Source organism: Olleya sp. ITB9 (assembly GCF_001315805.1).
In the GTDB taxonomy this organism is placed as follows: domain Bacteria; phylum Bacteroidota; class Bacteroidia; order Flavobacteriales; family Flavobacteriaceae; genus Olleya; species Olleya sediminilitoris.
This window is the reverse complement of sequence record NZ_BCBW01000015.1, coordinates 1-14,870: the sequence shown is the minus strand read 5'-3', so window position 1 is coordinate 14,870 and position 14,870 is coordinate 1. Positions and strand designations below refer to the sequence as shown.

Below are 14,870 nucleotides of genomic sequence, written 5' to 3'. Positions count from 1 at the left end.
TTTTATCTGTATAATGTGAAATGTCCAACATACTCTTTATCTAATAATGTACTGTTTGTTTTTACAACATACCAGTAATCTCCAGTTGGTAATTCTGTTCCATCATATTTACCATCCCAATATTCTCCAACTCTGTAAGTCGCTACTTTTCGACCATATCTGTCAAAAATATCAAAAGTTAAATCTGGGAAATCTTCTACACAACCAGGAGCCCAAGTATCTGCAACACCATCATTATTAGGTGTAAAGTAATTAGAAATACAAGGTCCAACAACATCTATATCTATTGATGCTTCAGCTTGACATCCAGCACTGTCAGTTACAACTACTATGTAAGTACCAGTTTGAGTTACAAAAAATTGATTTGTACTTCCGTGATTAGTATTATTTAATGTGTAAGTATAATCACCTGTACCACCAGTTGTTTCAGCAATAATTTCTCCAGGACCACTTCCTTCAGATAATATTAAAGCAAGAGGTTGGTAATCTTCAATAGTAAAAAACTCGGTGTATTGTACACATCCATTTGTATGAGTCACCTCTACAGAATGGTTTGTTCCAACAGGTACATTATTAAAAATGTTACTTGATTGAGGAGTTCCACCATCTAATGAGAATTCTAAAAGACTCATATCCGTAATACTTTCATCAAACAATACAGTAACGATGTTAGTCAATATATTATTATCACATAAGTAATCAACTTGAACTGTTGGATCAATAGTGACAGAATCTGGGAATGTGATATTCCATTCAGATTCACAACCTGCAGCATCTATAATGTATACAATATGATCACCACCACCTAAATTTGTGAAGTCAAAAATAGTTTGTGTTGGACCACCTGTTGTATATGTTGCATTAGGGTCATCAAGGACTACACTGTAAGGTAAGCTACCTCCAGATATTTCAATACTAAATGCTCCATCAGCTTCACCTTCACAAGTTTCGCCCATTAATGAGTCTGGAACTATCTGAATTAATACAGCTTGAGGATCAACAATCGTAAACGTATCAGTATAGTAGCAACCTAATTCATCTTGAGCAATAAATACATAATCACCAGCTTCTAAGTTTTCAAAGATATTAGTATCAAAGAATTGGTTCAATTGTGGTGATAGTGCATATTTTATTACACCAGTTCCGCCTGTAGCATTGATTTCTAATGTACCATTATCTTCACCGCTACAAGTAATATCTGTAGCTACAAATGTAACTTGTAATGCAGATGTAGGTTCTGTAATAGTTATAGTTTCAACTTCAGTTAAACAGTTATCACTAACTACTTCAACTTGGTAAGTTCCAGCAAATAGATCTGTGAAACTTGCAGGACTATCTGTTGTAGTTTCTATAACAGTTCCTGATCCGTCTAATAAATTATAAGTATAGTTTCCTAATCCACCTTGAGCTGTAGCTACAATGCTTCCGCTATTATCTCCAGCACAATTGATTGTTGGATTATCACTTTGTAAGTTAATTACTAAATCTTGCAATGGTTCTATAGTTATTTCATTTGAAACCATTGCTGTACAGTTATTAGCATCTGATACATAGTATTGGTGTGTACCAGTTGATACTGGAATTGTAGTAGAAGTTGTAAACGTACCCAAAATATTTGTAAAGTTACTATCATCACTATAGCTATAAACACCTGTTCCTCCAGTTGCTGATAAAGTAAGCTCATAAGCTACAGGACAAACATTTGTACTAGAATTAACTAGACTAACAGCTATTTGTTCTGGTTGTCCAATAACAATATCTGCAGAAGTAAATGTACAATTTAAACCATCTGCTACAGATACTGTATATGTACCAGCAGCTAAGTTTGTAAATACATTTGAAGTTTGAGGTCCAGAGTTACTTGCTGTAGGAGAAGAACTATTTAAAATATAAGTATAGTTTTCACCTTGGCCACCAGTTACATTACTTACAGTAATACTAGCATCTTGATCTCCGAAACATAACAATGTTGAAGCACTTGCAGTAACAGTTGCATCAATAGGAGTTGGTAAACTTAAAACAACAACTTCTGAAACGATACATCCTTGGAAGTCTCTTACACTAACTGTATAAGTACCAGCAGATAAATCTGTAAACGTTCCATTAGAAGAATACGGTACAGTAGCATCACCAGATAATTCATATTCTAAATTACCCCATCCACCTGTTCCAACAGCTGAGATACTTCCCATACCATCAAGGCATGTTACTGATGTTTGTGTTGTACTTAAAGCTAAAGTTTCTATTGGTCTTGTAATTGTAAAACTTTGACTAACAGTACAGAATGGAGTAGACGTTAAAGTAGCATTTACTGTATATGTACCACCTACTAATCCTGAAACTGTTACTGGACCAGCATCTGTAGTTGTTCCAGAACTAACAGTTGTACCAGCACTATCTAAAATAGTATAGTCAAATGGTCCTGCTTGATCTGGGTTGTTTGCATTAATAACTTGATCTATAAAAGTAATATTTACACTTCCATCATTGTCATCAAAACAAGTTACATCTACAACAGTATCAATTAATAATTCAAATGTATTTGGATCATTAACATAATGTGTATCTTGTAAACTACAACCAGTATCTAAATTAGTAACTGTAATTATATAGTTAGTGACATCTAATCCTGTAAATACTCCTGTAGTATTTGTTTGACTATAAACACCACCTGTTACAGATCCAGTGACATCTTCTAAAGTAAATTCTAAATTAGTAGGTGTACCATTAGTAGCTGATACAGTTACTGTAATATCTTCAAGATTAGTACAAGTAATAGCATTATCAACTACAACTGTTATAGCATCTAAATCAATGTAAGGGTCAATAGTTACTGTACTAGCTGTTGTACCTAAACATCCTTGGTCATCATAAACATTAATTGTATATGTTCCACCAGAACTATCAGATTCAGTATAAACATTACTAGTTCCTGATTGAACAACAGTACCACCTTCAACAAATTCATAAATTGTATAAGTACCAGATCCGCCTGTTACAGTATCTACTGTAATAGAGGCATAATTAATAGTGTTTGTTCCTGTAGTACATTCATATTGAACAACTGTTGGAGCAGATACAACTATTATGTTAGGTTCTGCAATTACTACATCTTCAGTAGCAAAACATCCTCTTCCAGAATTAACTTGTACAGTATAAGTACCAGTAGCTAATCCTGTAAATATGTTTGAGTTTTGTGGACCAACTGTTATTGGTGCAGTTATTTGATATGTATAAATTGGGTTATCATTACTTGCAGGTAAATCTACAGTAATAACTCCATTACTTTCACCATTACAAGTAACATCATTTACACTAGTAGTAAATGTTACTGGTGTTGCAGTATCTAAAGTTATAGTATCATCATTTGTACATGAAGTAGTTGTATCCGTAATTGTTACGACATATGTACCAGAAGGCACTCCTGTAAATACATTACCTGTTAAAGTTATTGATGCAGGATTTGGACTAATTGAATATGCATAGTTACCAGTTCCACCAAAACCTGTTGCTGTTATTTGACCATCGTCATCACTACAACTTGGAGATATTCCTGCAAGTGAAACAGCTACAGGATCTTCAATTAAGTAAGTTACTGTATCTGTACAACCATTAGCATCTCTAACTGTTATAGTATAAGTTCCAGAAGTGTTAACTGTAAATGTAGAACTAGTTTGGAATCCATTACCAATACTATATTCAAAAGGAGCAATTCCTGAAGCAACATTTACTGTAAATGTGTAGTCGTTTGAAGGACTTGGACATTGAGAACCAGTGACTGTAATACCAGATGGAATTGGATCAGTATCAATTGTTATTGTTAAAGGCGTTGTAATTACACAACCATTAGTATCTTGTACGTATACATCCCAAGTCGTAGAGACTGCTGGATCTAATACAGCTGAATTTGAACTTGAATATGTTCCTGCTGGCGAACCACTAACTACAAATGAGTAGCTGTAATTTCCGTTTCCACCTGAAGCAGTAACGCTAACTTGAGCACCATCATTACAATTTGCATTTACAAATGCATCAGCAATTAAATCTAAAGGAGCAGATTGATCAACGTCAATTGAAGCAGTAGCTGTACAGCCTGTAGCTTCGTCAGTAATCATTATTGTTTGTGTACTTGCAGATGTTAATCCAGAAACTGTAACTGTTGGGTTAGTTTGCCCTGTCACAACTGGAGCTCCGTTTATAGAATAGCTGTAAGTACTTTCAAAATTAGAAATTGTAAACGTCACTTCTCCATCTGTTCCAGGATTACAAGTTACGTCACTAACTAATTGACCATTTACTTCTATATTTTCTACATCTTCAATAGTGTAAAGTTCTTCATAAGTACAGCCATTTGCATCTGTAACTTGGAAAGTATAATCACCTGTTGTTAATCCAGTAAATATTCCATTTGATGCACCTGATGTGTTACCTGTAGCACTTGCAGGTGAAAGTATTTCAAAACTTAAAGCAGTAGTTCCTCCAGTTGCTGTAACTGTAACGTCACTTGTGCTTACTAAACATGTAATTGGAGTAGAGGTGAAGTCTAAGTCTGTTGGTGGATCTAAAGGATCTACCATTACAGATCCAGTTACTTCACAACCATTAGCATCTCTAACAATATAAGTTATAGTTTGAACTGTCCCGTTATCATTTACGGTATAGGTATTTGTTGTTGAAAAACCATTTCCGTTAAACTCATAGAAATATTCACCAGAAGTTGTTGGTGTACCATCTTGACCTAATACAGTAATAATAGTTTCAATATCACAATTAGTTATTGCAGATAAAGAATCTGTAGCAGATAAAATAATTGGCTCATCAATAGTAATAGGAGCACTTGCATAAGTACAAGAACTAGCATCTATTACCGTTACAGTATAAGTTCCTTGAGTTAAACCAGTAAATACATTTGAACTTTGAGGTGTTCCTGAATTTAATTGATACATGAAAGGACCTGTAGCAGATGTTGTTGTTACTGTAATAGTACCGTCATTTCCTCCATTACAGCTTACATCTGTCTCTACAGTTGTAAATGTCGTTGGTTGGATAGGATCTAATGTATAAGTTGTAGTAGACTCACAACCTGCAGCATCCGTAACCATAAAAGTATAGGTTCCTGCAGCAGCAGCAGAATACACATTGGTAGCCATTGGACTAAATGTTATCCCGTCTGTTGATACTTCATAAGTATAAGTCGTATTATCTCCACCTGTAGCAGTTAAAGTAATTTCTGCATTTGGTGTTGCAGTACAGTCTAAAGGACTCGTTAATGCTGCACTTAATAATAACTGATCATTAACAATATATGGTGTTGAAGCCACACATCCATTTCCATCTTGAATATACAAAGTATATGTTCCTGGAGAGGATACTGAGAAATCAGGACTAGAAACAAATGTTGTTCCATTCATACTATATAATGGACTACCAACAGATACACTACCTGTAATTGTGATGTTTATTGGATTACCATCAAAACAAGGTGCTGTTTGAGGATCAATAATAGGCTCTGTATCTCTAGTTAAAGTTAAATCTACATCTCTAATACATCCATAAGCATCTATAGCATATACAGTATAAACATCAGCTGGTACATTAAATGTATTTGCAGAACCCCAAGCTGTGCTAGTTGCATCTGGAGCAGTATCAGTTTCTAATAAAATTTGATATTGATAAGGTGCAGTTCCATCTGTTGCAATACCTGTTATTACTCCTAGATCATTACAATTTTCGTTAGAGGTTACAGAAGCTGTAAGACCAAAACTAATCGCTGATTCTGTTATATTAAAAGTTGAAGTTATCACTCCACAACCTGCATTTGTACCAGAAGTTTCAGTAATTAAAACATAATAGTTACCATAAGGTAATGGACCTAAATTGTTAACTGGTAAAGTTCCATTTGCTGGTACAGTTCCCGTTCCAGTTATACCGGTTGAAGTTAAAGATAATGAATTAAAAATTTCATAATCAACATCAATAGCCGAAGTTTCAGGATTATTTACTGTAAACGATACGTTACCATCTGCACTTCCTGTACAAGTTATGTTATTTGAAGTTTGATTACTAATTGATAACGTCGAATTAGTTGGAATAGGTGTAGAAGCAGTTTCAAAATATGTACAACCAGTTAAAGAATCATATACAATAAAAGTATAAGTAACTCCAGATGTTAAACCTGTAAATGTTACTGATCCTGGAGATGTCTCTAATTGCCAAGTTCCTCCTGGTGGTGGTGGTGGAATAGTTCCATCATAAATATCAAAATAGAATGGTCCATTTCCTGCTAAAGCAGTACTTACTGTAACTACAGCTTCACCTCCTGTTGTACAATCAACTGTTGTATCTATAACTATATCTAAATCATCTGGAGGAGATGCTACTAATACATCTTGTATTAATACAGAACATCCATTGCTATCAACTATGTTTATTTGGTATAATCCAAAATCAACAACATCAAAAGTTGTAGAAGTATCTCCAATATTATTTAATTCTGATTCATCATAACCATTAGTTCCTGTTACAAAGTAGTTATAAGGACCTGTACCACCTGTTACACTATCTACAATAACTGATCCTTGTGAAGTTCCGTTTGTTGTATCACAAGTAATTGGTACTGTAGAGTGATTTACTATAATAGCATCTGGTTGGTTAATTGTAATAGGTTCAACTTCTGTACATCCATTTGCATCTGTTACTGTTACAGTATAGTCTCCTGCAGGTAGACCTGAAGTTTGAGAACCATAAGAAGTACTTGTCGTTGTATTATATACTTCATAATCGTAAGGTGCTTGACCTACAGTAGTATCTGGTGTTATTGAAATTGAAGCAGTTTCTTCTGCATTACAATTAATAAATCCTGTTTGAGTTACTGTAATATCTGGAGTAGTTGCTGGAGTAATTTCTATAGCTGTTGTTGTTTCAACAGTACAAGTATTAGCATCAGTTACCATAAAAATATAACTTCCTGGAGTGTTAGTATTAAACACATTACTAGCTATAGTTGTAAAAGTTGTACCTCCATCAGTTGAATAAGCATAAGTATAAGTTGTTGCATCACCACCAGCAGCAGTTAATGTAACTTGAGCTTGATCTGGTAATGCACATGTTATGTCTTTATCTAATACTGCAGAAAGAGATAATTGAGGGTTTACAGTTACGGTATCTGTAACAGTACAACCATTTCCATCTCTAACCGTTATTGTATAAGTACCAGCTGTTACAGTAAATGTGTTACCAGATTGAAAGTTTGTACCATCAATACTATACATTAACGTAGCAACACCTGTTGCAGTTGCAGTAATATTAAAGTTATTTCCTGTTCCTGTACATTGATTATCAACTGTAGCAGTAACAGTAGGTAAAGGATCACTAATAATAGTAACAGTTTCCATAACAGCACAATTATTACTGTCCATTACATAGACATCAATAACTAAACCTAATATAGCTGTATCAACTATTGTATTTGTTCCATAGTCACCAGTTAAAGGTGCGCTACCTCCAGAACTTACATATGCATAAGTATAGCCACCAGAACCACCAGTTAAACTAGTATAACTAATAGTGGATTCTGTTGTATTACAATTTACATTAGTAGCAGATGCTGTAAAAGTAATTTGCGTTGTAGGTTCTATTGTAATCGATGCAGAGTTAGAACAACCTGTTGCTGTATCTATAACATCAAAAGTATATGAACCTGTTGGTAGGTTTGTAATCGAAACTTCATTATCAGTCTGAGTGATTGTTCCAGCTGAAGGAGTTAGAGTATAGGTATAGTTACCTAAACTACTAACATCAGTCATTGTAAATACAGCAGAACCATCATCTGAACCAAAACATATTTGATCTGTATTAGTTTGAGCAATAGCTATGTTAATTGCTGGATCAATTGTATGAGAAGCACTAACAGTACATCCATTTACATCTGTAATCTGGAAAGTGTAATTACCAGGTAATAAGTTTGTAAATGTTCCAGAGGTAGCTCCTGAAACGTTTGATGTTTCTGAAGCTGGAGCTGTAATTTCATAGCTAAATGGAGCTACACCATCAATCGGAGTAACTGTTACATCTGTAGTAGTATCATTACAAGTAATTACATTAGAATCCGCAAATGTCATACCTGTTAAAGGATTGTATGGCGGAATGTCTATAGTTTCTGTATCAATACATCCATTTGCATCTCTCACAGAGTAAGTAATAGTTTGTATAGTAGTTGTATTAGTTACAGTTAAAACATTATTAGCTGTATAAGACGTACTTCCATTAAAACTATATACGTAATTTCCTGCACCACCTGTAGCACTAACCGTAATATCTGTAGTTGTACTACAATTCGTATTATTAGAAAGTGTAGCAGTAGCTTCAACTTCTGTAGGGTTATCTAATGTAATAGTATAAATTGGAGACAGACAGTTATTACTATCTTGTATTTGATAGGTATATTCTGTAGTAGTAGCAGTTGTTGTATTTGCATCTAAATCATCATAAAATGAAGTTGAAGTAAAGGCTCCACCATTAAAGCTAAAAGTATAACCTCCAGAACCACCATCTGCAAATAATTGAATTTCTCCATTGGCATCATCAAAACATAGAGGATCTATTCCATCTGCAGTTCCTGTTGGTGTTGATATTGCATCAATGGTATTTACTTCTGATTCTGCAATACAACCAAGAGCATCTGTTACCTGAAATTGGTATGTTCCATCAGTAGTTGCAGAGTAAGTAAATGGAGTACCTGTAGTCCCTAAATCTGTATATGCACCACCATTTTCTGAAACAGCGTAAGTGTAAGGAGCAGTTCCTCCTGTAATAGTTCCAGTAATTACAGCATCTGGTGATGTTGTACAATCTAAATCTTTAGTAATTATAGTATTTAAAACTAATTCAGGTTCTATAGTTTCTGCTGGCAAAGTAACTTCACATCCATAAGTATCTCTAACAATTATAGTGTAAGTACCTGGAGTAAGGTTCTCAAAAGTATTTTCATCTTGAAATTCACCTCCATTTATATTATATTCATAAGGTGCTACACCACCAGAGGCAGTAACTTCTAAAGTGGCACCATTAGCAGCATCATAACAATAGTCTGAAGTTGTACTAATAGTTGCAGTTGGAGCAACAGGTGCATCTAAAACTAACGTTGTAGAGTTTGTACAGTTAGCTGCATCAGTTACTTCAACTGTATAAGTACCAGGAGCAACATCTGTTAATACTCCATTATTAAAATCTATAGCTGTAAAAGGAGCTACAGTATCAATTAATTGAAAAGAATAACCAGGAGTACCATCAGTAGCTGAAGCTGTAATTGTTGCTCCTTCAAGACATGTAACTTCTGTATTAGTTATATTAATTGTCAAAGGATCAGCTGAAGTAATAGTTTCAGTAAAATCTAATTGACAGGTATCGGCTTCATCATCATATCTAACACTAATATTATAAGTATCATCTGTTAACCCTGTAATTGTAAAAGGAGAAGTTGATTGTGCAATCCAAGTCACTCCATTATCAATTGAGTATTCAAATCCATTTGTTGTATCAAAATTTTGTACAGCTATAGTTACTTCACCATCTGCATTACCTGAGCAGCTTACCATTGATGTACCAGTGATATCTGCAGTAAAAGCATTATCTGAATCAATAATAAAAGGGAAATCTACAATAGTAGTACATGACTGTGGTAGTTGAAATACTCTGATATCATCTATTGCAACATCATTCCCACCTGTTTGCTGTACATTAGATCTTAAAACAAAAGTTAAACTAGTATTTGCTCCTGGATCTAATGTTGCAGGAGTAGTAGGATATTGTATCCAATTATCAGTTTTTGGAATATCTCCTGTACTATAAGAATCAATTACATTACCACCAGCATCAATTAATTCGACTACTAAATTAGGGTCAAATCCATTTGTACCAACTCTAAGTAAATTAAGAGCTGCAAATTCAACTTGTATAGGTTGATTAGGGATAATATCATTTATTTCTTTTTGGTATAGTATAGCTGTAACAGGAATAGATGCTCCTATATTTACAACTAAAAATCTACCATCTGCTGTTGGAGGAGTTGTTGCTGGAGTATGATCAACTGGATCTAACCATGTACCAAACGGATTTATAATATCTGATGTAACAGAATATTCTCCGTCATTAATATGTGTTGTACCATTACACGCTCCAGGCGCTATTTGATGTTCAAAGCAGTAATAAGTAGTATTTATTCCTGGAGATGTAGTGTTTTGACCATAACCAAACGTTTCTAGTAATAAATTACTAAATGTTGGGACATCTTGTAAAGTATACTCTACACTTACAGTATGAGAACCAGTTGGTACATCTGTAAATACTTCTGGGTTTGTAGTATCAGGATTTAAAACTCCATCTAGATAATAATCATAAGTAAAGTTAGTACCTCCATTGTTTGTTACAGTTACTGTAGCATTACCTGTTCCATCACAATTGTAAATGGTATCTCCAATTTCAATTGTTGGAGCAGGAGGTTCCTGGTCTAATATAGTATCATCCATTGCATAGATACATCCATTAGCATCACGTATATAGACTGTATAAGTCCCTGGAGTTACAAAAGATTCATTTGTTGTAACCCAAGTAGCTTGATTATCAAAACTATATTCATATAAATTTGGTGCAGGAAAAGGTGTTCCTCCTTGAGGGTTTGTTATTCTAATAGTACCTTCTCCAGAAGGACCACAACCTGCTAAAGCAGATATTCCAGCTGTTGCTGTTAAAGCAGCATCAGGCTGATTTATTGTTACAGTTTCTGGGGTTGTAAAACATTCTGAACCATCTAACTCATAACTAATAACAACTTCGTAATCACCAGCATCTAAATTATTAAATGTTGGGTTAGCAGAAAATGTAGTTCCATTATCAATACTATATTCTAAAGTATAACCATTAGCATTAGTGATAGCAATATCAATTTGACCATTTGCATCATTATAACATAAAATATCTGTGCTATTTATTGTATAGTCTGGAGCTGGAATATCGTCAATTGTAATAGTAGTAGTAGCAATACAGTTATTAGAATCTACAACTGTAATGTCATAAGTTCCAGCTGAAGTAACAACTACTTCAGGAACCGTTTGAAAATCGGTTGTACTATTTATAAAATAGAAGTAAGGAGCAGTTCCACCATCAGGATAAATTGTTATTTCACCATCATTACAAGTTAAGGGACTTGTAATTGCTGCAGTTACAGTTAATAAAGGTGGTTCTACAATAATTACATCTTCAGTGTAAGTACAACCATCTTCAGTTTCGACTGTAGCGGTATAAGTTCCTGGATTTAAATTTTCAAAAGCATGAGTGTTTTCTAATATTGGGCCAACACTATTAACTAGAATTCCGTTTTGGAATAGTTCAAATGTATATTGTGGTTCTACATCATTAGCTGCTAGTTGTATGGTTCCTAGATCACCATTACAGAATGGTTGAATAATTGTAGATGATACAGTAAAATCACGAACTCTTATTTGAACATCTGGTACTGTAAATACACATGGATTAGTATCTACACCGACCTGTCTTATATATACAGTATAAATTCCAGCTGCTGTAACAGTAAAAATATTACTTGATTGATAATTAACATCATCTAAACTATATTCATAACCAGAAGGCACGTCATTTACAGTAATACTTCCATCAGTTGTACAAATTATGTCTGTTGATTCAACTGTAGGATTTAAAACATTTTGGTATACATTAAAATAAAATTGAACAAAACATCCTCCGTCATAGTTAATTGTTATTCTGAATTGGCCAGATGTATTTGCTAAATAATTTGGTCCATTTGCAACTTCATTCCACACACAACTATTATCTTCATTTGCGCAATCGCTATTTGAAACAGCAGTACAACTAGTTTCATCTAATTGTTCCCAAATAACAGATTCCGCACCAGCTATACTAGTTTCAATTAAAGTAGAATCATTAATACCACATAAAAATATATTTGGTAATAATTTTCCGTTATCAGGACAAGTGACTACTTCGTCGGCATAAGGTATTACGGGATTTTCAATAGCACCACCAAATAATTCGACAACAAATTCCTGTTGAATAGATTGACAAGGTGCAATAGCTGTATTATAAACATAATATGTACCTGTTTGATCAACAGTAATATTTTGACCTGTACCAATCACAGGTGTACCTGATTCATTAGTTGACCATGAATAAGAATCATAACCATCAGCAGCTGTTAACTCTAAAGTCGCTCCACAAAGAATTTCATTTTGTGTAAATTCACAATCTAAATTCGCTAAAAAGTTAGTAGCTTGAGGCGTAATTAAACACCCTGTATTAGCATTTAAACTAGGATCGTCTGTAATTTCAAAATTTGGATTGAAAAACCCATTGTATGTTGCATAAGCTTGATTGTTAATTATATTAGAACAAGCATCTGCTAGTTGGTTACAAGCATCAACTACACGTGCCTCAATCCTAATCTCATAAACAGGATCATTTTCTTCGACTAAATAATCTTCAATATCTAAAATTAATTCACGCGTAATTGGATCGTAACTAGCTACTGTAACTCCTGGTGGTAAAATTAAATCCGTTGGAAAGTCAAACAAAATATTAACAGGAAGTATATCTCTTATTTGAAAATTAGTAGCATTATCATTTCCTGTATTTTGAAAACCAATAACATAATTTAAACTATCACCTAAACCTACTTCAAGTCCTCCAATATTATTACCCGCATCATCCTCTACAATTTTTGTTAAAACAATGTTAGGTTCTATTATCTCTACCGCAAAAGCGAAAAAATAAGGAAAATAAGTATCTCCACTAGTTTCTAATCTAACCGTCGCAGAAGTGGCATCATTTGCAATTACAGTATTACCTGGATTAGGTATTGATAAAATACCTGTGTCAAATCCTAAGGTATTAGTACTATTAGGATTACGATTATTTACTGGAGTAGCATTTAATTGAGTAACAGAACTATTAAAAAAGTTGTTTACGGGTCTATCCGCAGCAGATAGTGCAGTACCATTTAATCTTAATCTATCTCCAGGAATTGGTTTATCACCTTCTAAAGCTGCAAAAGCAAAATTAGCTCTAACAGGTGCAGGACCTGGTATTGTTCTAAATCCATTAATAGGGATATCTGCTGTCGGGTTTTGAGAGGCACTTATAGCACTAAAACCATCAAAACTTGTGATAGATTTTCCTGGCAAAGTTGGGTCTTCAAAAACTATAAATAAAGACCATCCAGCTGATTGACCAGTTCCATTATAAGGTGTGAAGTTAGAGGTTTCTCCTGTACCAGATGATACGTTGGCTACAGTATATGTACCTAAATCATTACCTAATGCTGTAACTATGTTTGTGACATCAGCATAACATGCGTAGGAAAAACTATTACCACCATCAACTGAGTTACCATTAGCATCATAAATAACTGTTCCTTGGATATCTGTATAATCACCTACTGGACCTTTGAATTTGATATCTCTTATGGGTTCAGTACCTGGATTTACTGCTCCCCAATATAAACCAGCATATTTAATTTCATAACAGTTAGGATTTGGTATCTCTAAATCAGCACTAGAAGAACTAAATGTGGTATTGTCATTATCAATATCAATATAGTTCATTTCTACATTGTGATTGAAAGATGAGTTATTATTGAAAGCATTATTACTTGGGCCTAAAATATTATTCCCAATTAATAAAATATCTCCTTTTAAATCATCATCAAATCGAGGTGTAAATCCTTGAAAGTTTTGAGCGACCATTGAATAACTACATAGGAACAGTAGAAATAAAATGGTAATCTTAGAATAAGTAGGTTTTTCCATGATACTATTATTTTTTTAATCTATTTTCAAAGGATGTTTTCTGATAATAGATAAGGGATTAATTTACTTTATTATTATTCAATCTTTACAATTGACATGTTTTTATTGTATGGCTTATCTTTTATTGAATTAGAAGCCTTATTTGCATTTTGAATACTATTATATTTATCGTAATAGATATAATATTTACTTGTATTTACATCATAAAAGAAATTAATATCATTACGACCTGCTTGTACAGCCTTAGTTAAAAATTCATCACGTTTTTTAACATCAGTATGTACTGCTAATACTAAATAAAATCCTTTTTCTTCTCTATTAATATTTTTAAGAATTTCTATACCATTTTGTTTTTCACCAAAATCAAAATCTTCTTCTGTTAATGGTGTATTACTTAATGTAGTTGTTTCTTTTATTTTCTTTAGTGCTGCACGATCTTCTTCATATCGCTCTCCTTCATTTTCGAAAGTTGCACGTTTAATTCTCCTTCTTCTTTCAAATTCAGTAGATATTTTGATTTGTTCTAACCTTGTTTCTAGTCTATTTTTAGCATTGATAGCTAATGCTTGTTCAGATTCTAGTTCTTTAATCTTTTTTGTAAAGAATAAATTTACATTATCTAACATTTCAACATCAGAATTAGATTGCTCTTCGTAAAGCTTTTTAAGATTTGTAATCTCTTCGTTTCTTTCTGCTATATTAGCATCTAACTGTAATTTAATTCTATTTAATCTATTATTTTCTTCAGTAATACTTTTGAAAGCTTTAGGCTTAACTGCAATTCCTTGTTCCCCTAAATCATTTTCTTCTTTTAAATCTCTTAAATCATCATCTTTAACTTGAATAATATCCTCAAAACGTTGTAATAAATCGTCTTGAGCCTCTTTAGATTTATCTGCTTGTTTTGTTAGAGCTAATAATTCTTTTCCCGCATCAGTAATAGGCTCTATTTTTGCTTCTTCTTTAGCTTTCTGTTCAGCTAAACGTGCAGCTTCAGCATCAGCTTCTTCTTTAGCTTTCTGTTGTGCCAAA

Annotated in this window: 1 protein-coding gene and 1 pseudogene; both read right to left on the bottom strand. The window is 33.5% G+C overall.

The window, feature by feature from the left end:
- Positions 1-2: 2 nt before the first annotated feature.
- Positions 3-13,838, bottom strand: a complete 13,836-nt coding sequence (locus ITB9_RS03095) for a T9SS type B sorting domain-containing protein (protein WP_082396021.1) — start codon at positions 13,836-13,838, stop codon at positions 3-5.
- Positions 13,839-13,912: 74 nt separating this feature from the next.
- Positions 13,913-14,870 (bottom strand): annotated as a pseudogene (locus ITB9_RS15550) (hypothetical protein); the annotation flags it as partial.